Raw genomic sequence first — 21,791 nt, forward strand, 5'->3', positions numbered from 1 at the left:
ATGAGCACCACGGACATCGGCACCACCGCCCGCACCGTCGCCGTCGAACAGAACCTCGCGCCGCGTCGCCGCAGCTTCGGCGCATGGTTCGCCGACACCGGATGGCGCCATGTGGTCGCCATCGTCGTCAGCGCCTTCGCGCTGTTCCCGCTGCTGTACGTCGTCTCGGCCTCGCTCAATCCGAGAGGAACACTGACCGGATCGAACCAGCTGTTCTCGGCGTTCGGCTTCGACAGCTACGTGCGCATCCTGAGCGACCCGCAGAACCCCTACGGGCTGTGGTTCCTGAACACGCTCGTCATTGCCGTGGTCACGGGAGCCGTGACGGTGTTCATCGGCGCCCTCGCGGCATACGCCTTCTCGCGCATGCGCTTCGCGGGTCGCCGCATCGGCCTCGTCACGATCGTCGTCGTGCAGATGTTCCCGCAGCTCCTCGCCGTGGTCGCGATCTTCCTGCTGATGTCGACGCTGGGGGACTGGTTCCCCGCGATCGGACTGAACACGCACACGGGGTTGATCCTCGTCTACCTCGGCGGCGCGCTCGGGGTGAACACCTATTTGATGTACGGGTTCTTCAACACCCTGCCGATGGAGCTCGATGAAGCGGCGCGCATCGACGGCGCCGGACACGCGCGCATCTTCTTCACGATGATCCTGCCGCTGGTCGCGCCGATCCTCGCGGTCGTCGCGCTGCTGTCGTTCATCGGCACGGTGAACGAGTACGTGATCGCGAGCGTCATGCTCGTCGATGTCGAGCAGCAGACCCTGGTCGTCGGTCTCACCAAGCTCGTCGCCAACCCTCGATACGCGGACTGGTCGGCCTTCTCGGCCGGCGCGGTGATGGCCGCCATCCCGGTGATGATCCTGTTCCTGTTCCTGCAGCGGTACATCGTCGGCGGACTGACCGCGGGCGCCACGAAGGGCTGATCCGCCATCATGGTCGTCGCGTTCGCGGCGTTGCGATCACCCGTCGTGCGACGGCGGCCGTAGCGTGATGGCATGACGCGTGTGGCCGGGCGGAACGTGGCGATCAGCTGGGTCGCCGGAGTGCTGTGCGCGGGCGTGATCGGCGCTCTCGTCTGGTTCTCGATGCCGATCGTGCCGGTCGTCGCATCGTTCGTCGGCGACACCCTCCGTTCGACGCTTCCCTAGCGATCACGGGCTGCACGACACGTCGGCACGCCTCCCTCGGGGTGCGGTCGGGCGGCGGTAATCTCGCAATGCACACATCCGATGAGAGGCGCACCCCCATGAGTGACCCCGAGGTTCCCCAGCCCGAGCGGCCGAAGGACGTCAACGACGTCGTCGACAGCGCGAACGCTGGACTCGACGCCGCCGCCGCAGCGGGTGCAGGCGTGCATGGCACGCCCGCGGACGCTGCGCACGACACGTCGGCTCCGACACCTGCCCAGCCCGCCGTCGACCCGGATCTCGCCGCGTTCGAAGCCGCCGAGAAGGATCACCCCGGCACCTTCGCGACGCCCGAGCTCAACGACCCGAAGTACCTCGACGCAGACGACACGACGACGTCGCGGAACACGGATGCCGACACGACGAAGTCGTTCAGCACGGATGCCGACGCACCCCCCGCCTACACGCCGCCGGTCGCGCACGAGCAGTCCGCTCTCGCCGGAGCCGCGTACTCGTCGGCCGACCACACCGAGACCCGGATCGTCCCGTCCGAGCCTGCCGCCGCCGAACCGGTCATCGCGCCGGTCCAGCAGCAGCCGATCTTCGTCCAGGCTCCAGAGCCGCCCCGCGAGCGGGGAAACCGCGGCACCGCCGGTGCGATCGGTCTGCTCGCGACCGTCGCCTTCGCGATCCTCTACCTGGGTGCGACGCTCGGCCTTCGTGCCGTCGCGGGTGACATCACGGGCGAGAACATCGGCGAAGCGGCTCTCGCTCCGCTGATGACCTGGGGCTTCTGGGTCCCCGTCGTGGTGTTCTTCCTCGGCTTCTGGCTTCTCGGAGCGTTCATCAACCGCGGACGCTGGGGTCTCTGGGTGGTCTTCGGCATCATCGTCGGGCTCATCGCCTACGGCGGACACATCCTCGGCGCTCTCTTCGAGGCGCCGTTCTGGCTGCTCACGGCTCGGGAGGGGAGCGAGCTCATCGGAGCCCAGCTCTTCCACCCGCTCGCCATCGCGGCGTTCGTCTTCGGCCGTGAGCTGACCATCTGGTTCGGCGCGTGGGTCGCCCGCAGCGGGGCGCGCAAGACCGAGCTCAACGCCGAGGCGCAGCGTGAGTACGAGCGCACGCTCGAGGCCGGTCCGACGCTCTCGAGGTAATCACGCACATGTCATCGCCGAACCCCCGTGGACCCGCGTCCCCGGGGGTTTCGGCCATCCTGGCTCTGGTTCTCGCCGCGATCAGCTTCTTCGCCCTGGCGGTGTTCGGCCTCGGCGCGCTGAGCGTGGCCACCGACCGGGACATCATCGCCGTCCCTGGCCTGGGGCAGGTGCCGGGAGCGGTCGGGATGCTTGCGGCGGTGGTGGCGTTCGCGCTGTCGCTCTGGGGGTCGCTGCGGCGATCGCATCCGTCGTTCCTCGCGGCGCCCGCCGTCGCGCTGGCCACGGCGCTCGCGCATCTGGTCGTCCTCTGGGTCGCGGTCGCGGTCGCGAGCGGTGACCTGATCGTCGCGACGGTCGTTGCGGGCGATCTCGTCCGTGGCGGGGCGAGCGCGGTGCTGTTGGCCGCCGGGGCCATCGCCGCCTGGGGCGGCATCGCGCTGCGCCGCACGCGCGCGCAGCAGCCGCAGTGGCCGTGGGAGCGCGACGACGAGGAATGACGCCCCGCCGTCGAGACGAAATCTCGGCAGCAGCGGTGCACGCGCCGTACGCTCTACGTGTGGAGCGCTCGTTGGAGACGCAGGTCGACCAGGCCGTCGAGGCCTGGTTGCGGTGGGTGCCGCGCTGGGAGCCGGCGACCCATCGTGGTCGGGTCGCGCCCTGTCGGCGTTGCCTGGGCTCGCCGATCCTGTCGGCGGCGGGCATCGGCTCGAACACGCCGCACGGCGTGCAGCACGGCCTCTCGACTCGGATCAAGACGATCGTCGACCATGCCGTGGCCGAGTACACCGCAAGAAACCTCCCGATGCTCCAGCGCGAGCTCGACCAGCAGGCCGCACGGAACCGGGCGCGCAGCTACCGTCCAGCCGACGGGCTGGATCCGGAGTTCGACGGACTCCCGCTCGATCCTGAGCCGGTCCCCGGTGCGCCGTTCCTCTTCACGATCGCGGGACTGGCGGACGAGGCGGTCGACGATCTGCCGCCGTTGCCGCCGCTGAGCGACGAGGCGAAGGTGGCGCTGCGACAGGAGGTGGCCCTCGCCGACGAGTACGCGAACATGGTCGGCCGTGAGATATGCGGCATCCTGCTGCGCCACCGCATCTACATCCAGGCCGCGATCTCGCAGCATGTCGAGCCGCAGATCGAGGCGCTGCTCGCCGAGCTCACCGATTCGCTCGACTCCCCGTTCGACTCGGACCAGGCCTAGCGACCGCCGCTGAGCGGCCTTCATTTGACCACCACGTTACGCGGCATTACACTTGATCAGGTGTGTGCACGTCTCGACGTGCGCGCTGGGCGTCGGCACCATGCCGGTCCGCCCCCACGGCATACCCACCACCACAAAGGCTCGTCGATTCCGGCGTGCCGGTGGGTCACTGATGTGAAACCCATCACGCTGTCACCGTGCAGCATTATGAGGAGAGAACGTGCCAACCATTCAGCAGTTGGTTCGCAAGGGTCGCTCGCCCAAGGTCTCGAAGACCAAGGCGCCTGCACTCAAGTCGAACCCGCAGCAGGCCGGGGTCTGCACCCGCGTCTACACCACCACCCCGAAGAAGCCGAACTCGGCGATGCGCAAGGTCGCTCGTGTGAAGCTCCGCAACGGCACCGAGGTCACCGCCTACATCCCCGGTGAGGGTCACAACCTCCAGGAGCACTCGCTGGTGCTCGTCCGTGGAGGCCGTGTCAAGGACCTCCCCGGTGTCCGTTACAAGATCGTCCGTGGCGCCCTGGACACCCAGGCCGTCAAGAACCGTAAGCAGGCTCGCAGCCGCTACGGCGCAAAGAAGGGCTGAGTCCAATGCCTCGTAAGGGTCCCGCCCCCAAGCGTCCCGTCGTCAACGACCCGGTATACGGCGCTCCGATCGTCAGCCAGCTGGTCAACAAGATCCTGGTCGACGGCAAGAAGTCCCTCGCCGAGTCGATCGTCTACAACGCCCTCCGTGGCGTCGAGGCGAAGAACGGTCAGGACGCCGTCGCCACTCTGAAGAAGGCGCTCGACAACGTGCGCCCGACTCTCGAGGTCAAGAGCCGCCGCGTCGGTGGCTCGACCTACCAGGTTCCGGTCGAGGTCAAGCCGCACCGCGCGAACACCCTCGCGCTGCGCTGGCTCGTCAGCTACGCCAAGGGTCGTCGTGAGAAGACGATGACCGAGCGTCTCCAGAACGAGATCCTCGACGCGTCGAACGGTCTCGGTGCAGCGGTCAAGCGCCGCGAGGACACGCACAAGATGGCCGAGTCGAACCGCGCGTTCGCTCACTACCGCTGGTAAACAGCTTCGCCCGCCCCCGATCACACATCGGGGGCGGGCACCCCCCTCTTCGCAGTACGACTGCACAAAAGATAAGGACACTCCTGTGGCACAAGACGTGCTCACCGACCTGAGCAAGGTTCGGAACATCGGCATCATGGCTCACATCGATGCTGGCAAGACCACCACGACCGAGCGCATCCTGTTCTACACGGGCGTCAACCACAAGCTCGGCGAGACCCACGACGGTGCCTCGACCACCGACTGGATGGAGCAGGAGAAGGAGCGCGGCATCACGATCACGTCTGCCGCCGTGACCTGCTACTGGAACAAGAACCAGATCAACATCATCGACACCCCCGGTCACGTGGACTTCACGGTCGAGGTGGAGCGCTCGCTCCGCGTCCTCGACGGTGCTGTCGCCGTCTTCGACGGCAAGGAGGGCGTCGAGCCCCAGTCCGAGACCGTGTGGCGTCAGGCCGACAAGTACAACGTCCCCCGCATCTGCTTCGTCAACAAGATGGACAAGCTCGGCGCGGACTTCTACTTCACCGTCGACACCATCATCAACCGCCTCGGCGCCAAGCCGCTGGTCATCCAGCTGCCCATCGGTGCGGAGAACGACTTCATCGGCGTCGTCGACCTCGTCGAGATGCGCGCGCTCGTCTGGGCGGGTGACTCCAAGGGTGACGTCACCATGGGTGCCTCCTACGAGATCCAGGAGATCCCGGCCGACCTCAAGGAGAAGGCCGACGAGTACCGTCAGCAGCTCCTCGAGACGGTCGCCGAGACCGACGACGCGCTGCTCGAGAAGTTCTTCGGTGGCGAGGAGCTGACCGTCGCCGAGATCAAGGGCGCGATCCGCAAGCTCACCGTGGCTTCCGAGATCTACCCGGTCCTCTGCGGTTCCGCGTTCAAGAACCGTGGCGTGCAGCCGATGCTGGATGCCGTCGTCGACTACCTCCCGAACCCGCTCGACGTGGGTTCGATCGAGGCGCACGACCCCAAGGACTACGACACGATCATCGAGCGTCACCCCGACGCGAAGGACCCGTTCGCGGCTCTCGCGTTCAAGGTCGCCGTGCACCCGTTCTTCGGTCGCCTGACCTACGTCCGCGTCTACTCGGGACAGCTCGACTCCGGCGCTGCGGTCATCAACTCGACCAAGGGCAAGAAGGAGCGCATCGGGAAGATCTTCCAGATGCACGCCAACAAGGAGATCCCGGTTCCCTCGGTCACCGCCGGCAACATCTACGCCGTCATCGGTCTGAAGGACACCACCACCGGTGACACCCTCACCGACCCGGCCTCGCCGGTCGTCCTCGAGTCGATGACGTTCCCCGAGCCCGTCATCGAGGTCGCGATCGAGCCGAAGACCAAGGCCGACCAGGAGAAGCTGGGTGTCGCCATCCAGAAGCTCGCTGAAGAGGACCCGACCTTCCGCACGGAGCTCAACCCCGAGACCGGTCAGACGACCATCAAGGGCATGGGCGAGCTGCACCTCGACATCCTCGTCGATCGCATGAAGCGCGAGTTCAACGTCGAGGCCAACGTCGGCAAGCCGCAGGTGGCGTACCGCGAGACGATCCGCAAGGGCGTCGAGAAGTACGACTACACGCACAAGAAGCAGACCGGTGGATCGGGTCAGTTCGCGAAGATCCAGTTCAACATCGAGCCGCTCGACCTCGACGACGAGAAGACGTATGAGTTCGTCAACGCGGTCACCGGTGGTCGCATCCCGCGTGAGTACATCGGCTCGATCGATGCCGGCTTCCAGGACGCGATGAACGTCGGCGTGCTCGCCGGATACCCCATCGTGGGTGTCAAGGCGACCATCGTCGATGGTGCTGCTCACGACGTCGACTCCTCGGAGATGGCGTTCAAGATCGCAGGATCGATGGGCATGAAGGAAGCCCTTCGTCGGGCGAACCCGGCGCTTCTCGAGCCGCTCATGGCGGTCGAGGTGCGTACTCCCGAGGAGTACATGGGCGACGTCATCGGCGACCTGAACTCGCGTCGTGGCCAGATCCAGTCGATGGAGGACGCCGCAGGCGTCAAGGTCGTCCGTGCACACGTCCCGCTGTCCGAGATGTTCGGCTACATCGGTGACCTGCGCTCGAAGACCTCGGGCCGCGCCGTCTACTCGATGGAGTTCAACAGCTACGCTGAGGTTCCCCGCGCTGTGGCCGACGAGATCGTCCAGAAGCACCAGGGCGGCGGCGAGTAACACTTTCCTGGGAGCCGGGTTCACGCCCGGCTCCCAGGTCCCCTACAACTTCACATTCCCTCTCTACTAAACTGAGAACCTAACCCGTAGAGATCCGGTCGCAATCCAGTGCCCGGTGACCTCTACACGACGTCCTGAGGAGGACCAAGTGGCTAAGGCCAAGTTCGAGCGGACCAAGCCGCACGTCAACATCGGAACCATCGGTCACGTCGACCACGGCAAGACCACGCTCTCCGCAGCGATCTCGAAGGTGCTTGCTGACAAGTACCCCTCCGACACGAACGTGCAGCGCGACTTCGCTTCCATCGACTCGGCGCCGGAAGAGCGCCAGCGTGGAATCACCATCAACATCTCGCACATCGAGTACGAGACCCCGAAGCGCCACTACGCGCACGTTGACGCTCCCGGCCACGCCGACTACGTCAAGAACATGATCACCGGTGCTGCTCAGATGGACGGCGCGATCCTCGTGGTCGCCGCCACCGACGGCCCGATGGCTCAGACGCGTGAGCACGTGCTGCTCGCCAAGCAGGTCGGCGTCCCCTACCTGCTCGTCGCACTGAACAAGGCCGACATGGTCGACGACGAGGAGATCCTGGAGCTCGTCGAGCTCGAGGTCTCCGAGCTGCTCGCCTCGCAGGGCTTCGCCGAGGACGCTCCTGTCGTCCGCGTCTCCGCTCTGAAGGCACTCGAGGGTGACGAGAAGTGGACCCAGTCCATCCTCGACCTCATGGAGGCCGTCGACAACAACGTTCCCGACCCCGTGCGCGACAAGGACAAGCCGTTCCTCATGCCCGTCGAGGACGTCTTCACGATCACCGGTCGTGGAACCGTCGTCACCGGCCGCGCCGAGCGTGGCACGCTGGCCATCAACTCCGAGGTCGAGATCGTCGGACTCCGTCCGACCGTCAAGACCACGGTCACGGGTATCGAGATGTTCCACAAGCAGCTCGACGAGGCATGGGCCGGCGAGAACTGTGGTCTCCTGCTCCGTGGCACGAAGCGTGAGGACGTCGAGCGCGGTCAGGTCATCGTCAAGCCGGGTTCGGTCACGCCGCACACCGACTTCGCCGGTACCGCGTACATCCTGTCCAAGGATGAGGGTGGGCGTCACAACCCGTTCTACACGAACTACCGCCCGCAGTTCTACTTCCGCACCACCGACGTCACCGGCGTCATCACGCTGCCCGAGGGCACCGAGATGGTCATGCCCGGCGACACCACCGACGTGACGGTCGAGCTGATCCAGCCGATCGCCATGGAGGAGGGCCTCGGCTTCGCCATCCGTGAGGGTGGACGCACCGTCGGCGCCGGTACGGTCACGAAGATCATCAAGTAAGCATCTGCTTTCTCGCACAGGGGTCGGGCCTTCGGGTCCGGCCCCTGTGTCGTACCCGGGGTAGTGGGCCTCGGGGCGGTTTCTCGGTGACTTCGCGGCGAGACGCGATCGACGATCGATAGCATGGCCCGAGTCTGTCCGCAGGCGTCGTCGCCCGGCCCCGGGCATGAGAGGAACGCGACCATGACACAGATCCACGTGGGACCGCCGCCTCCGCGAAGCCATGCCCGGCTGTGGATCTCGACGCTGCTGCTCATCGTCTACTCCGCCTTCGTGCTGCTGGTGACGATGTGGCCGCAGCCCGAGCAGCTCGAGTTCGACAGCATCGCCGGGCGCGTGCTCCGCGCACTGCACAACCTCGGGGTGCCCGAGCGGTTCGGCTACAACGAGCTGGAGTTCGTCGCCAACATCGGCATGTTCGTGCCGCTCGGATTCCTGCTCGGACTCGCGCTCGCGCGCAAGGCCTGGTGGCTCGCGATCTTCCTGCTGCCGGCTTTCTCCGGAGCGATCGAGTTCACGCAGGGCATCGCCCTGGACGAGCGCGTGTCTACCGTTCTCGACGTGCTGTCGAACACGGTCGGCGGGTACCTGGGGCTGCTGCTCGCGATGATCCTGAGGGCGATGATCCACGCCAGAGATCGCACCATGATCGAACGCGAGCTGTGGGAGCGTCGCGCTGCCGCGGCCGAACTGCAGCGCCAGAATGAGGCTCGAGCGGCTGCTCGCTCGTCCGAGGGCGCACGGCAGGCTGCGGTGTGGGCGGAGGAGCCCGACCCGGTGACCCGCGTCTTGGACGCGGACTTCTGGGAGACGGGCGACGCTCCTACGGTGCGGATCCCGGTCTAGGTTCCCGAGCAAGCGTTGGCGTATTCACCTCGCGCTCGCTTATAGGTAGGGGTTGGTGGAGCAGCGGCTAGCTACGTAACCGTCGGTGCCCGTGCACTCACCAATCGACGGCGTCGCTCGGCGCCGTCGTGGTGGCCGAGGTCGCCCGACCGGCAGAGTCCTGTTCGGACTGCCGACTTAGGATGCGAGATCACATGAAGCCTGAGCTATACCGCCGAGTGACCATACCTGCGCACATGTCTCCGGTATTCCTTCCGGTCGGAACCGTGTCAGAGAACGAGGTTGCCGTTCTCGGCAGCATGGGGGAGCTGTTTATACGTGGCGGGTCAAATTCAGCCCTCGACCAGTACGCTCGCTGGAATGAGCCGGATCACCGGGCCGAACTTGAGAGGGTCACTAACGCGTGGACGATGCTGATCCGGGACCGCCACCAGCGCGTCACCAGGCTGGGGCCGAGGTTCTTCCAGACGCTGATCCCCGAGAACAGCTCGCTCTACCCGCATCTGCTGCCTCCTGAGTACCGGCACATCGACGGGCCGACTGCAGCCCTTTCAGGCATCAATCGGGAGCTGTCCGTCGACCGCGGCTGGTATGTGGACGCGTTCTCTGTGCTGGACGGAGACGCTTCGAACGACCGGATGTGGCCTCGAACAGGCAGCCATTGGACGCCAGCGGGAACACGAGCGCTCACCGTCGACCTCCTCGAACGGATCGACCCTCAGGCGGCAGCGGAAGTCCGAGAGGTTCCGCTCACGGCGTCGGCGTAAATTGAATCTGACCTCGGGAACCATCTACTCGGGCAGGGCGTGGCGGAGTTCGCGCCTGCTCCGGACCCAGAGTCCCTGACATTTGGGAGACGACTGACGAAGCTGGACTACCACGACGACGCGACGCCGAAGCGTTCGTCCTGGCGGTGCGATGATCCGCTGATCGATCAGCGTGTCCTGATCTTCGGCAACTCATACACTCAGGTCGCACCGATGGAGGACCGCCTCTCCTGGTGGTTCATGCGCGTGTTCCGAGAGTCGAAGTTCGTGTGGACACCCGAAGTGTCGGATGACGCAGTTCGTGAGGACATGCCCGACGTCGTGATCGCGCAGGGCATCGAGCGTTTTCTGCCGACGGTTCCGAAGCGCTAGACCCGGCGCTTCGCGTGTTCGTACGATGGCTTGTTCGCTACAGTCGTGCGGGTGCACGGTTATGCGGAACGCTTCGACTTCGACAACCAGACCATCAGTGGGTGGGTGTTCGACAGGGACGCGGAAGACAACCGGGATGTTCGCGTGGTCGCACTCTTCGACGATGACCGCGTGGGAGAAGCCCGTCCGAGCGGTAATCGTGATGACCTGCTGAAGATCACGAGCCAAGACACCACGTTCTTGCTCCACTGTTCCCGACCGTTCACCGCAGCCGACGTGCTATCCGGCAGACTGGTGGTGAAAGCTTTCTGCGGTGGCAGGGAGGCAGCGATGCGTATCACAGCCAATGGCGCCGCCGTCCTGAATCAGGCAGTCGCCAACCTTCTGCCTATAGGTTTGCGGTCGCCAGATAATTCAGCATTGGTCGGTCTGCGCGGGCATCTCTTCCTCGCGGACGGGAGCAACTCCCTGCTTTCGCAGTATCAAGCGCCCGTTGATGACACACTCAACTCCCTCGTAGACCGGTGGGCAGGCGTGTTCGCGCAGCGACGAGACCAATGTGAGGCGCGTGGGATCAAATATCTGCAGACGGTTCTGCCAGAAAAGTTGACCATTCTCCGGGCTGACGCCCCCCCCTGAAGATCGGTGGGCCCAGTCCTCTGTTCCGAGAGCTTGAGAGCAGGCTATCGGGTGACGACTTCTACATCAGCGGCCTCGAGCCGTTCGAGCAGCGGTCCTACGTAGACGACCCGTACCTCATGGCCGACACGCATCTGTCAGCGACCGGAGCACAAAGTGTGTTCGCCCACATAGCGGCGCGGATCGACTCGCAACTGGTGCCGGTCATCAACGCCATCCGTATGGATGAGGTTCGCTACGCCGCTGGTGACCTCACTGAGCGCTTTGGGCTGCCCATCCATTCACGGATCGTCGAGCCGAGCGAGGCACAAGTCTCCGCATACGGTGCGGGACTCACGATGGTCGAGAAGCACTTCCCACCGAAAGGATCGATCGGGCGGCGGTTCAGGTGGGTCAACGCCACAGCGCCGAGTGAGATCAAGGTCCTCGTCTTCGGCAACTCGTTCTTCAGCATCGGCGACTTCCCCGGCCTGCTCTCCTGGTGGGGAAAGTACTTCTTCAGCGAGTTCCACTTCCACTGGGGACCGGACGTCGACTGGGATCTAGTGGATGAACTGCACCCGGATATCGTGATCGGACAGACGGTGGAGAGATTCCTGGGCAGAGTCGCTGAAGCCTAGCGCTCGTGCCAAGACGAGCGCTCAGCGGTGCAGTTAATGGCGCGACATCGGAGCCATGCCGGCATCCCTGGTCGTGGCAACCACGGCGTTTCGAAGCGATGACCCGAGTTGCCCGTCTCTCACCGGTAGATACCCGATGGGCACGCGCGCGCCATTTCGCGCCCTGTCGACCATCGCGACGAGGAGGGTACTCAACGCCTCTGGTGTTGAAGACGTGGCCACGATTCGGGGATGCATTTGGTTACGAGAGCCGTCGACTTCATTGGTAACGGCGAACGCGCCGGAGATTGCAAGATCGAACGGAAGATGGCTGGGATGCGGCGTTGCCTGTAGCGTCAGGCCGACGTCGACTCGCGCGATCTCATCGAAGTAGGCCGTGCGCTCGAGCACGCCGAGATTACGCAACGTGAATCCATTAGCGAGGTCGATATCGGGGCCGCTTTCGCCGGCCATCACGAACTCGACCTCGTTGCCGCGACGTGCGAACTCGCTGGCCGCGCGTCGAAGTGTTTCGATGCCGAGTCCGAACATGTTGCGCGGGGTCGAAGGGCGCCCATAGAAGAAGATCAGCGGTACGGTCTCAGTCGAGCGCCGCGAGGCTACAGTTCGCAGATACCGCGAATCGAACTGGGGGGCGAACACATGCTCGTCGTTGACGTCGACGCCGTGCCCCCTCAGGAAAGCGGCTACCTGGCGCGAGTTGACCAGCAACACAAATCCCGCCCGGTAAGTGGATTCCGCAGCAGGGCGGTCTCTGTCACCTGCGAAGTGGTCGGGCTCGTAGTCCTGGACGAGATAGATGACGCGGTGGAGGTCGATCGCACCGACGCGTGAGGCGAGATCCAGTGCATGAGCGGTCATCCAGTGCGTGGCGACCCAGATATCGTCGGTGCCAAAGGTGAGGCTCGTGAGCTCGTCGTCGCACACGATCGACCATTCGGTCTCCGGGAACGCCCTCTCGAGAGCGCTGCGTCGTTCCTTGACGAACTGCGCGCGGTCGTCGCCCAGCAGTCCCGTCGGGCGCAGCAGGACAATCCTGATGGGGCGGTGGGTGACTTCGCCGATGAGTACGGCGGTCTCCAGCGCGGTCTTAACGCCGGCGAACATCGCCGCAGGGTTAAAGTCAAGCAATGTCACGTTGACATGTGCGCTCGGGCCCACCGCGCTCACCTTCAACAGTGAGCGCGCCAATGGGTTGGGGCTGGATACGGTGAACTCCTCAGCGAGCTCATCCTCGTTGTCGCGCACCGAGGGCATCTCAGTCTCCTCCTGCGATATCAGCGCCTCCGATTCTATAGTCAACTCAGGCGGAATGTCTGCGCAGGTGTCGTGTCTCACGACCACGAGGCAGCACGTGGGCCGTGCGATATGATGGCCAGAAGTTTGATGACGCAAGCCGAATCGATACGAGACGTCTGCGCCGACAACGGGGGAATCGCATGCGCGAGCTGGCGTCGCATGTGCGAAACGAGAGGGTCGACGAAACATGTCCGTGCTGGTTGTCATGGCGCACTTCGACGTCGGGCGTACGCTGCGCAAACACACTGCAGCGGCGATCAGGAACTACGCGGACTCTGCCGCTCGAGTCGTGGTCGTGTCGACCTCGGGCATAGGCGAGGCAGATCTCGAATCGCTGCCGGCGAACGTCGACTTCGTCACCCGCCCCAACTACGGTTACGACTTCTTCAGCTACAAGTGGGCGTTAGACCTTGTCGGCGACTACGCGGCCTACGACCGTCTCGTGATCGTCAACGACACCTTCGTAGGGCCTGTCGTCTCGTTGGAAGAGATCCTCAACAGCGAGCAGGCCTCGAAGAACGATCTGATGGGGATGACCTGGTCCGTGAACCACGGCGGGCACGCACAAAGCTTCTTCGTCACGGTTTCGAGCGCAGTGTCCCGGTCGAACGGCTTCCAGCGTTTCTGGCGAGACATGGAGCCGGTCTCGGACCGCAAGTCAGTGATCATGCAGTACGAGGTCGGGATGACGCTTGCCGTTACGGATTCGGGCTTCTCGGCGGGCGGGTACTTGGAGCCGACAGTCGAGGAGGAGTCGCTCGCGCAGGAGAGGCGTCGCCACCATGATGAGGTGCGCGTTATGCCGCGGAGCGGTGGTGTGATTCTGGGCCGTACTCGACCCGCGACGGACGAGATTCTTCGTGCCTACAATCCCGCCGTCGCTCTCGCGGACAGACTGCTCATAGATGGACGCCTACCCTTGCTGAAGTTTGACACCCTGCGATTCGATCCCTATGGTCTCGGCGCTGACCGGCTGCTTCGCGAAGCCGAGAGCGCCCTACCGGAACACATGATCGGGGTACGAGACTTCCTGCGCGCGACGCGACCGAACTACCCGTTCCGTCCCCGCGAACATAACCGCCTGGAAGACCCGATCGCTTTAGCGCGTTCCGGTTTGGGCTACTGCACAGACGCTGCGTTCACGCAGAACACAATTCAAAGAGAGCTGGGAAAATGAAGGTCGGCAGTCGGAAGATCCTTGCTCTGATAGCGATCGCGCTGCTCGCTGGCGTCGTCGTCGCGGTGATGCTCTCGTCCGAATGGGCACTGATTGTGCTGGGCGGAGTCCAGATCATCACCCTGATGCTGCTCGTTGACACCCGGCAGGCCCTCAGCGCTCGGATTGTGTCGACAGTCCGAAACTTCGAGAAGAGACTGAGAGGCGGAGCCCGACTAAAGTCCGGCGCAGCGGGCGCATCCAAGGACTCGAACCAGAAGTCCGGCGGCCACGTCTATGAAGCCGAAATTCGCCTGATCAGGGCTTCTCTCGTCTTCGACCTCGAGTGGTACCAGATTCAGGTAGCGGGACGATTCAAGTCTCTCGATGACGCTATTTCTCACTACCTCGAACGCGGGCGCCGAGCTGGCTTCAGCCCGCATCCGCTCTTCAACCCGAGCTACGTCTTCCCGCGCGAGTGGTCGAAAATGGAGCAAGACCCGCTTATCGCGTATATCAAGGATGTCAACGGATGTCATGAGATCCCGACCTCCATGTTCTTCGACCCGGCCCAGGTCGACGATCGACTTCCCGTGGATGAGTTTGGGCCCCTCACTGCGTTTCTCCGGGAGCGTGGGAACGATGCGCCATTGCCATACGATGCTTCCGGCAAGAGCTTGCGTCCTGGCGTCACGCTCGACGACGTGCGGTCTTTTTTGCTCCGCCAGAGCACGGAGTGGCGTGACCGCGAGATCTTGTTTGCTCAGACGGGCAGCACCAGTGAGCCGCCGCCGCCCAGCAAAGAACTTGCGTCCGTGCGCGACGAGTTCGACGCGAGGACGGACAGCCTTCCGCTCGTGTCGGTGATCCTCCCGACATGGAATCGCGCCGGTCAGCTTCGTGTGGCTATCGAGTCGGTGTCCGCGCAGTCATACGCGAAATGGGAACTGATCGTCGCAGATGACGGGTCGACAGACGATACGCAGCTTGTGCTGGAAGCTGCAGCCGGACGCGATCCCCGCATTGTGGCGCTGGCGCTTACGCATCGTGGCGTCTGCGCCGCACGAAACGCGGCGCTCGAGAGAGCGAGAGGTGAGTACGTCGCGTTCTTGGACTCTGATAAGCAGTGGGAACCGGAATTCCTTCACTCGATGGTTGCGTTCCTCGAGCAGCGCGGACATGACGCCGGGTACTCAATCGTGCAAGTGTCGCGGAACGGGCGCGAGGCGTATCGCACCAAGCCAGCTTCGAGGGAGTCCCTGCTGACCGCGAACTCGATCGACCAGACGGCGATCGTAGTGAGCCGCAGCCTGATCGAACAGGTGGGCGGTTTCGATGAGTCGCTACTGCGGGCAGTGGACTACGACCTCATTCTTTCGTTGAGTGAGCACACGGAGCTCGTCCAGGTACCCTTCGTCGGCGTCCGATACAGCGAGGACGATCAGGACCCGAATCGAATAAGTGAAGCGCAGTCCATCGCGTGGAACTTCTACGTAAGGGATCGTCGTCGCTGGAAGAACGCGGAACTACCTGACACGGTTCCCGGGCTGGTGACCGTAGTGGTAGATGGCGTCGGCTCAGCAGCAGAAGCCCAGCTGGCACTTACGAACATCCAGAACCACTTGGGTGACGTGCCAGCGGAGGTTCTCGTCATCCCGAGCTCGCACTCATGGTTCTTGCTGCAATCAGTCGTACTTGCGGAGTTCGCCGCTCTTGACGTTCGAGTGATTCCACTGGTCGGCGTGAACGACTGCGCCCCCCTTCGCATCAATCACGCCATCCGCGAAGCACGGGGTGAGTACATCTACATCACGACGGCTCAGACGTTCTTCACCCGGGGATCGATCGGTGAGCTCGTTGACGCTCTCCGTGCGAGCGACGCGGCGGCGATCCACCCGATCGTGCTCGACAAGAGCCGTCTGATCGAAGATCTGGGTGTCGTGTACGCCCCCGGGCGGAGAGACCCGATCCGTCTCCTGCACGGTCTCCCGGCAGACTGGGGCAACTTCGCTTCGCCGAATCTCAACGTGCCCGGTGCAACCTTGCCGATCTTGATGTCTTCGTCGACGTTGCGGGACATCCATGGCGTCAACACCAAGCTCGCACATCTCTGGGTCGATGTAGACCTGTCCCAGCGCGCCGCCGAGGCTGAGGGGAAGCCTGTTGTCGTGCGCACTGACAACGTCGTTCAGTCCATGGGCGCGTCGCCGTTTGCAGCACGCGCCGGTGAGCACGACGTGCGGATGTTCGCGTCATTGTGGCCCGATGCGCCTTCCGGGTCTGAAGAAGCGATCGCCGCAAGTGGTGCGAGTGCGGCCTTCGACGGGTTCATCGCGGCATCTGCGCCAAAGTCGCCTGAAGCGTGGAGTCGCGCGATCTGGCGTCCTCGCGACGGCAGCTCGGTCGCGCGGGTGCAAGATCGTCCGGCGCGACCTCTGCAGTGGTCGATCAAGACTGCGGCACCCGCGGACGAACGCTCCCTCGCATGGGGCGACTTCCACTTTGCCAATTCGCTCGCTGAGGCACTGCGTTCACTCGGCGAACGTGTGTCGGTCGATTACGGGCCGAACGCCGATCGTCCGACGTCGAACTCCGACGATGTCGTTCTCAACCTGCGCGGTCTCAAGTCTGTGCAGTTGCCCGTGGGAGCGACGAGCCTGATCTGGGTGATAAGCCACCCCGAGCAGGTCACGGCGAAAGAGCTGGAGGCATACGACCTGCGCTACGCGGCGAGTGCGTCCTGGCCCCGCACCGTCGCTGAGCAGTGGGGACTGGACGTCAAGCCCTTGCTGCAATGCACGGACCCCGAGCGCTTCTTTGTCGATGATGCCGCAGTTCCCGAAGTTCAGAAAAAGCTCCTGATGGTCGGCAATTCTCGCCAACAGTACCGGCCAGCGGCTTGCGAGACTGCCAACGCGGGGCTCCCAGTCATGATCTACGGCAAGAACTGGGAGAAGTTCGTCGACGAGAAGTACATTGCGGGCAGCTACGTCCCCAACGAACAACTCCGACGGTACTACCGCAGCGCGGAGTGGGCGCTGAACGATCACTGGCCCGATATGCGCGATCAGGGCTTCGTCTCTAACCGCATCTTCGACGTGCTGGCATCAGGCGGGCGTTTGCTGACTGACGATGTCGAGGGCCTCAAGGGCCTGTTCCCCGCCGATATCCTTCCCGCCGGAGTTGCGACTTTCACGGCGCCGATCGACCTCTTGGCTACAGTCGAAAGCGGTCCTGCCAAGTTCTACGACGATGAGCGTCTCCGAGCGATCTCGCAGCACGTGCGGACCGAGCATTCGTTCGCTGCGCGTGCGCGCGTGATGCTGGAAGACGTGCGGAGGCAGCGCGCGGCGACCGGCATGTGACTTCGAGGAGGAGGGCCCTCAATGCGGCGGGGCTGCCCGCGAGGGCGCTCCGCCGGGGATATGACTCGTCAGATCAGCGTGAGCGCTTGAGCAGTGCGGCGACCTTCCGTGGCACAAGCGTGACGATCCGTCCCACACGGTACGAGGGACCGCTCGTGATCTGCTCGAGGCGTCGCTGTGTGCGGTCCAGCGTGCGTCGCAGCGTTTGGAGCTCTCGGGGGTTGCCCTGAGCGCCGTCACGCGCGTTGCGCTCGGCGAAGCGAACGAGCCAGTCCATGAGCAGCCGAGCGTCCTCCAACGTGGGCTCGGGCGAGGACTCCGCGGGGATTTCGTCGTAGAGGAGTGCCACGGTGAGCGCATCGACGTCCACAGAGGCCGCCGAGTGCGCGAACGATCGCGAAGCGTTCGACAACTGCTCGTACCGTTCGCGACTTGCTGCGACCCCTGCGATCGCCTCTGCCAGGGCAGCAGGGTCGCCTGGAGCGGTTCTGATCATGCCGTCGTTGCCCTGTGCGACGGACAACCACGGAAGGTCGTACATCACGACAGGCATGCCCAGCGCTTGAGCCTCTACGAGAGTGAGCGGAGCGCCCTCGATGGCGCTCGTGCTCACGAGCAGATGGGCGCTCGCAAGCTCCGACGTCAGACTGTCGGAGTCGCGCTCCTCGACGAGCTCGATGAACTCGTCGACGCCTTGCTCGACGGCCGCAGCTCGAACTTCAGCCGGAGTCAGGTTGTTGGATGCCGGTCCGATGATCCTCAGCCTGAAATCGACATCTCTAGCCTTCAGCTCCCGCGCGGTATCAACGAGTTGAAGGACCTGCTTCGTGGGTCCGTCCAAGCGCCCCCACCAGACCAGTTCTATGGGCCCATCGGGATACTGCCGCGGGGTCTGTCTCTCCAACGCGCTGAGCGCGAGAGGCGACAGCGGGTTCGGAAGGTGGACGACGTGCTCCAGACCTCTCAGCTTCCAGAAGGCGACGTCGGCTCGGGAGAGCGTCACAACCCGCCAGAGCAGGCGCAGGTGCATCGTGAGGAAGGACGTCCGCTGACTCGCGTCGAAGACTGGGCGCAAAGCGAAGTTGTGAATCCACCCGATGGTCGGAATGTCCGCAGTCATCGCTGCAAGCGCGTACCACGCCCAGTTCTCGTTGTACAGAATGTGATGGTCGATGACCACATCGACCGAGTGATCACGGCAGATCTCGAGCCAGCGATCGATTCGGGAGACGGCAGACCCCGTCACGAGCTCGACCGTCACTCCAGGCGGGAGGTCGAGCTGCCGCGGGGTGTGTCGGAGAACGGCGATGGTGACGGTGTGACCCGCAGCAGCGAGCGCGGCGGCCTGCTCCAGCAGAACCGCTTGCAATCCGCCGGTGTCGAGGTGAGCCGTGTGCAGCAGCACGCTGCGCCGAGGGGCGGGATGGTTGGCAGGCTCGGGCGCTGTAAGGGACAGGAGATCGAGGGCCTCGATGCAGAAGCCGGCCGCAGCTCGGATGACGTCGAGTCTGCCGACACGCGCCTCGAGCATCGACAGGCACGTCCGCTGCAGCGGACCGTACGTGTCACGTACGCAGCTTCGGAGGACGTTGGCGATGATGTGCAGTCGAGTTGATTCGTAGCAGCGGAGAAGTGGCTGGGGATCAGCCATCTGCTCGGCCAGCCGCTCGATCTGGCTCGAGATGGCTGAGATCGGCTCGACGCCGCCCAAGAGGAACGCGAAACGTTCGACACCGTCGACCGCGTGGCCGCTGGTGCCGCGGCGGAAGTGATAGCGATAGAGGCGCTCAGCGATGGACACGTATTTCGTCGCGTGCGCGAGGGCGAGCAGAGTGATCGGCAGATCGTTCGCGCGATAGAAGTTCAGATCGGGATCGATGTCCTGGTATGCGCTCTTGAGCAGGGCTGTCTCGAAGAGGTATCGCCACAGGTGTCCGTTCGCTTCTTCGCCGACCGGAAACAGAGCGGGGATGATATCCGGAGCGCGCAACTCGCCGAACTTCGGTTGCAATGCTGCTTCGAAGCGTCGCGGGGTGCGCGCATCCGCCGTGACGATGTCGACGCCGAAGCCGACGACATCAGCTTTGGCCGATATGGCTTTGCGCAGCGTGGCGGATGCCGCGTGCGGGGCGAGCTCATCGTCACCGTCCAAAAAAAGGATGTAGGGAGCGTTCGCGGCCTCGATACCGACTCGACGCGCCTGAAAGGCCGACCGGTTCTCAGGCTGACGAATCAACTGGACCCGCGCATCCCTGCGGCGGATCTCTTCCACGATCTCTACCGTCGCATCGGTGGATGCATCGTCGACGCAGATGATCTCTATGTCCGCGAGGCTCTGTGCCAGACAGCTCTGAAGGGCTGTCGCAACGAATTCCTCGTCGTTGAACAACGGGATGATGATCGAGACGCGGGGGGAATTGGACACAGGTACTACCTCAAGAAGTGAAAGAAGATGAATCCTGCGGGGCCTTGCCGCGCGCACGAACGATCTCGATGATCCTAGCGCGAGGAGATTCAGGACCTCGCTCGCCTACGGGCCACGTCTTCGAACAGCACCGCGTAGGCGTTCTGGGTCGTCTGCAGACTGCGTCCTTCCAGATTCGGTCGGGTCCCGTCAGGCGCCGCCCGTACCCGCGCCAGCGCGAGATCCAGTGCATCCGCGGTCACTGGGCCGTCACTGAGGTGCAACCACTCGGGCCCCACTTGCTGTGCCAGCCGTGTCATGGCATTGGTGCGTGGTGTGAGCACCGGGCGGTCGAGTGAAAGCACGAGGAAAAGCGTCTGGTAGTGCTCGATGGTCCGCGTCTCGGGGATGATCGTGAGTTCGGCGGCATCGATCTCCTGCACCTGCGCACCATCCGAGACAGCTTCGAGTCGCGCGGACAGATGCCGCGGATACCGTGCTGCTTCAGAGTCGATCGCCCCCGCCAGAGCCGGTGCCGCTGAGCCGACCACACGAAGTTCGAGGTCGGCCGTATTCGCAGCCCGCGGTATCGCGACCAGTCCGCGCGTCTCTGGGGGAAGCTCAGTGGGTGCGATGCACAGAACTCGGTTTCGCACGATCGACGCTCGGGGATACCCCATGAAGCGGTCGCGGTAGTGGGCGTGCGGGATGAGGGTGGTTTTGTCCGCGTCTGGTGTGGGCGTCGACTCGTCGAACACGATAAAGGCGTCAGTCGCTCTGTCGAGGAGTGACTGTGCCCACCGGGCGGACCGCCCGCGTGGTGGTTCAGAGGAAGCCCGCGATATCGTGCGGATCAGAGCGATGTCATGCCTGCGCAGGTTTCGCACCAGCACAGCGACCGCCAGGGGCGACGCGGGGGCACCCGCATCGGGTGTCCCGAGGAGATTACCGAGATTCTCGTCGGCGACGTGGAGGACGTCGATGTCGAATCGAGTCAGAACCCCCTGTGAGAAACGAAACTCCAGGTGCTCGCTCCCGCCGCCGACGATCTGATCGATGTAGCGCAGCAGCGGGGCAATCGGTCGGTGCACCTCTTGCACGACGGGCCGCGGTGCGGGACGCGCGTCATCGGAGAGCGAGATCACTTCTCCATACTATGGTTGCCGTGTGGAGGGCTATCGATGAGGCACGCGTTCGTTCAGCCGTCCGGGCAAGACGACAACCTCGGTGACTCGGCGCTACGTGCGGGGCTCCTCCAAGCGCTTACACACGCGGGTGCACGCCTTCACGTGCATCTCGCCGGGCAGACATCGGATTACGTCTCCGGTCTACCCCTCGTCTCAGATGGCACGCTCTATTCCGACCGCGACAAGTGGCTGCGAGCCAGCGACGGTGTGATGCGCCCGGTCTACGTCCTCAATGCGGGGGAGATCAGCCCTCGCGCAGACCAGCCGTATCCGCTGCCCGATCGAGCGCGAGAGATGGAGCGTGTCGTTCGTCGAGGTGGCCTGGTCATCGCCGCAGGGCTCGGCCTCAAAGACCTGGAGACTGGGGCAGCCGTAGAGTTCGACCCCGTCTTGCGAGAGGCTGCACTCGTCTCATGGCGAGATCCCGGTTCACGCGACGCCGCCGGCTTCGGCGAGGTGGCGCCCGACTGGGCTTTCGCACAGGGATCGTCGACCTCGGCCTGGGAAGACGAAGGGAACAGACCGTACACCGCCGTGACTCTCCGGTTCGATCGTCCATGGCCGGATGATTCCTGGTTCCGCGCTGTTCGAGGGTTCGCCAGGCGCACGGGCACGACGATCGCGACCGTCGCACAGGTGGCGCGCGATGCTCCCCGTGCTGTGCAGCTCGCCGAGGTCCTCGGCGGACGCTATCTCGGGGCCCCAAGCACCCGGCATGATGACCTCGACCGCCATATGCGCGGTGTGTACGCGCGCTCGCTCGCGGTCGTGAGCGACCGGGCCCACGCACTCATAATGGGCGCAACCGAGGGTGCGTATCCGCTCGGAAGTGCGGCCGACCCGCAGAAGATCGAGCGCATTCTTGCCGCAGCCGGGCTCGGTGCGCTCACGGGACACCATGACAGCATCGCCGACCGTGCGGACAGACTCGACTCTGAGCGCACCAGACTCGCGGGAGCGATCCAGGCTTCGCGTGCTGAGATCCACTCACTCACAGCTCGAATCCGGACGGTGTTCGACCTGTAAGAGCA

20 protein-coding genes and 1 pseudogene are annotated in these 21,791 nt (G+C 64.2%); 17 read left to right on the top strand and 4 right to left on the bottom strand.

The window, feature by feature from the left end:
• From AB0P11_RS08115 to AB0P11_RS08180, 14 genes are all read left to right on the top strand, one after another.
• Complete coding sequence (locus tag AB0P11_RS08115) at positions 1-927, top strand: sugar ABC transporter permease (protein ID WP_053097512.1); 927 nt, start codon at positions 1-3, stop codon at positions 925-927.
• Positions 928-999: 72 nt separating this feature from the next.
• Entirely contained in the window at positions 1,000-1,152 is a 153-nt protein-coding gene (locus tag AB0P11_RS08120; protein ID WP_171821933.1) for a hypothetical protein, read from the top strand.
• Between the two features lie 98 nt (positions 1,153-1,250).
• Entirely contained in the window at positions 1,251-2,288 is a 1,038-nt protein-coding gene (locus tag AB0P11_RS08125) for an ABC transporter (RefSeq protein ID WP_363521141.1), read from the top strand.
• Positions 2,289-2,296: 8 nt separating this feature from the next.
• The gene (locus tag AB0P11_RS08130) at positions 2,297-2,788 is read left to right on the top strand and encodes a hypothetical protein (protein WP_363521144.1); all 492 of its coding nucleotides are present in this window, start codon (positions 2,297-2,299) and stop codon (positions 2,786-2,788) included.
• A 59-nt stretch (positions 2,789-2,847) separates the two neighbouring features.
• Positions 2,848-3,495, top strand: a complete 648-nt coding sequence (locus AB0P11_RS08135) for a hypothetical protein (protein ID WP_053099216.1) — start codon at positions 2,848-2,850, stop codon at positions 3,493-3,495.
• A gap of 220 nt (positions 3,496-3,715) precedes the next feature.
• Complete coding sequence (rpsL, locus tag AB0P11_RS08140; RefSeq protein WP_013584051.1) at positions 3,716-4,084, top strand: 30S ribosomal protein S12; 369 nt, start codon at positions 3,716-3,718, stop codon at positions 4,082-4,084.
• A gap of 5 nt (positions 4,085-4,089) precedes the next feature.
• The gene (gene rpsG, locus AB0P11_RS08145; RefSeq protein ID WP_050722490.1) at positions 4,090-4,560 is read left to right on the top strand and encodes a 30S ribosomal protein S7; all 471 of its coding nucleotides are present in this window, start codon (positions 4,090-4,092) and stop codon (positions 4,558-4,560) included.
• An 85-nt stretch (positions 4,561-4,645) separates the two neighbouring features.
• Positions 4,646-6,766 carry an elongation factor G gene (fusA, locus tag AB0P11_RS08150; protein ID WP_053097509.1) on the top strand — a complete coding sequence of 707 codons (2,121 nt, stop codon included), beginning with the start codon at positions 4,646-4,648 and terminating at the stop codon, positions 6,764-6,766.
• 148 nt (positions 6,767-6,914) lie between these two features.
• Positions 6,915-8,105 carry an elongation factor Tu gene (tuf, locus tag AB0P11_RS08155; RefSeq protein WP_053097508.1) on the top strand — a complete coding sequence of 397 codons (1,191 nt, stop codon included), beginning with the start codon at positions 6,915-6,917 and terminating at the stop codon, positions 8,103-8,105.
• 183 nt (positions 8,106-8,288) lie between these two features.
• On the top strand, positions 8,289-8,951 hold the full coding sequence (locus AB0P11_RS08160) for a VanZ family protein (protein ID WP_056279707.1): 663 nt from the start codon (positions 8,289-8,291) through the stop codon (positions 8,949-8,951).
• 266 nt (positions 8,952-9,217) lie between these two features.
• Complete coding sequence (locus AB0P11_RS08165; RefSeq protein WP_363521151.1) at positions 9,218-9,718, top strand: hypothetical protein; 501 nt, start codon at positions 9,218-9,220, stop codon at positions 9,716-9,718.
• 213 nt (positions 9,719-9,931) lie between these two features.
• Positions 9,932-10,090, top strand: coding sequence for a hypothetical protein (locus tag AB0P11_RS08170; protein ID WP_363521154.1), 159 nt, complete (start codon positions 9,932-9,934; stop codon positions 10,088-10,090).
• A 51-nt stretch (positions 10,091-10,141) separates the two neighbouring features.
• Positions 10,142-10,729, top strand: coding sequence for a hypothetical protein (locus AB0P11_RS08175; RefSeq protein WP_363521157.1), 588 nt, complete (start codon positions 10,142-10,144; stop codon positions 10,727-10,729).
• Between the two features lie 119 nt (positions 10,730-10,848).
• Positions 10,849-11,349, top strand: a complete 501-nt coding sequence (locus AB0P11_RS08180) for a hypothetical protein (RefSeq protein WP_363521160.1) — start codon at positions 10,849-10,851, stop codon at positions 11,347-11,349.
• 33 nt (positions 11,350-11,382) lie between these two features.
• On the opposite strand, the gene AB0P11_RS08185 is transcribed toward AB0P11_RS08180, so the two are convergent.
• A complete protein-coding gene (locus AB0P11_RS08185; RefSeq protein ID WP_363521163.1) occupies positions 11,383-12,606 on the bottom strand; it encodes a hypothetical protein in 1,224 nt (407 codons plus the stop codon).
• Positions 12,607-12,835: 229 nt separating this feature from the next.
• Between AB0P11_RS08185 and AB0P11_RS08190 the strand changes: the two genes are divergently transcribed.
• Positions 12,836-13,825 (top strand): rhamnan synthesis F family protein, encoded by a 990-nt coding sequence (locus tag AB0P11_RS08190; RefSeq protein ID WP_295102038.1) that lies wholly within the window; start codon positions 12,836-12,838, stop codon positions 13,823-13,825.
• Complete coding sequence (locus AB0P11_RS08195) at positions 13,822-17,169, top strand: glycosyltransferase (protein WP_363521166.1); 3,348 nt, start codon at positions 13,822-13,824, stop codon at positions 17,167-17,169. The genes AB0P11_RS08190 and AB0P11_RS08195 overlap by 4 nt, the downstream gene beginning before the upstream one ends.
• Positions 17,170-17,242: 73 nt before the next feature.
• On the opposite strand, the gene AB0P11_RS08200 is transcribed toward AB0P11_RS08195, so the two are convergent.
• From AB0P11_RS08200 to AB0P11_RS08210, 3 genes and pseudogenes are all read right to left on the bottom strand, one after another.
• Complete coding sequence (locus AB0P11_RS08200; RefSeq protein ID WP_363521774.1) at positions 17,243-18,970, bottom strand: glycosyltransferase family 4 protein; 1,728 nt, start codon at positions 18,968-18,970, stop codon at positions 17,243-17,245.
• A gap of 273 nt (positions 18,971-19,243) precedes the next feature.
• Positions 19,244-19,651 (bottom strand): annotated as a pseudogene (locus AB0P11_RS08205) (glycosyltransferase family 2 protein); the annotation flags it as partial.
• 32 nt (positions 19,652-19,683) lie between these two features.
• On the bottom strand, positions 19,684-20,718 hold the full coding sequence (locus tag AB0P11_RS08210) for a hypothetical protein (RefSeq protein WP_363521169.1): 1,035 nt from the start codon (positions 20,716-20,718) through the stop codon (positions 19,684-19,686).
• A 36-nt stretch (positions 20,719-20,754) separates the two neighbouring features.
• On the opposite strand from AB0P11_RS08210, the gene AB0P11_RS08215 reads away from it, so the two are divergent.
• Positions 20,755-21,786: a hypothetical protein gene (locus AB0P11_RS08215; protein WP_363521172.1), complete on the top strand. Its 1,032-nt coding sequence runs from the start codon at positions 20,755-20,757 to the stop codon at positions 21,784-21,786.
• Positions 21,787-21,791 lie beyond the last annotated feature (5 nt).

The organism is Microbacterium sp. NPDC079176 (assembly GCF_040686675.1).
Lineage (GTDB): Bacteria > Actinomycetota > Actinomycetes > Actinomycetales > Microbacteriaceae > Microbacterium.

What these genes read in the sequence shown, in the direction of transcription:
- AB0P11_RS08190 (WP_295102038.1), top strand. Translation starts at nt 12,836, where the DNA reads ATGTCCGTGCTGGTTGTCATGGCGCACTTCGACGTCGGGCGTACGCTG.
- AB0P11_RS08160 (WP_056279707.1), top strand. Translation starts at nt 8,289, where the DNA reads ATGACACAGATCCACGTGGGACCGCCGCCTCCGCGAAGCCATGCCCGG.
- AB0P11_RS08215 (WP_363521172.1), top strand. Translation starts at nt 20,755, where the DNA reads ATGAGGCACGCGTTCGTTCAGCCGTCCGGGCAAGACGACAACCTCGGT.
- AB0P11_RS08170 (WP_363521154.1), top strand. Translation starts at nt 9,932, where the DNA reads ATGGAGGACCGCCTCTCCTGGTGGTTCATGCGCGTGTTCCGAGAGTCG.
- AB0P11_RS08180 (WP_363521160.1), top strand. Translation starts at nt 10,849, where the DNA reads ATGGCCGACACGCATCTGTCAGCGACCGGAGCACAAAGTGTGTTCGCC.
- AB0P11_RS08130 (WP_363521144.1), top strand. Translation starts at nt 2,297, where the DNA reads ATGTCATCGCCGAACCCCCGTGGACCCGCGTCCCCGGGGGTTTCGGCC.
- AB0P11_RS08195 (WP_363521166.1), top strand. Translation starts at nt 13,822, where the DNA reads ATGAAGGTCGGCAGTCGGAAGATCCTTGCTCTGATAGCGATCGCGCTG.
- rpsG (WP_050722490.1), top strand. Translation starts at nt 4,090, where the DNA reads ATGCCTCGTAAGGGTCCCGCCCCCAAGCGTCCCGTCGTCAACGACCCG.
- AB0P11_RS08120 (WP_171821933.1), top strand. Translation starts at nt 1,000, where the DNA reads ATGACGCGTGTGGCCGGGCGGAACGTGGCGATCAGCTGGGTCGCCGGA.
- AB0P11_RS08125 (WP_363521141.1), top strand. Translation starts at nt 1,251, where the DNA reads ATGAGTGACCCCGAGGTTCCCCAGCCCGAGCGGCCGAAGGACGTCAAC.
- AB0P11_RS08185 (WP_363521163.1), bottom strand. Translation starts at nt 12,606, where the DNA reads ATGCCCTCGGTGCGCGACAACGAGGATGAGCTCGCTGAGGAGTTCACC.
- AB0P11_RS08115 (WP_053097512.1), top strand. Translation starts at nt 1, where the DNA reads ATGAGCACCACGGACATCGGCACCACCGCCCGCACCGTCGCCGTCGAA.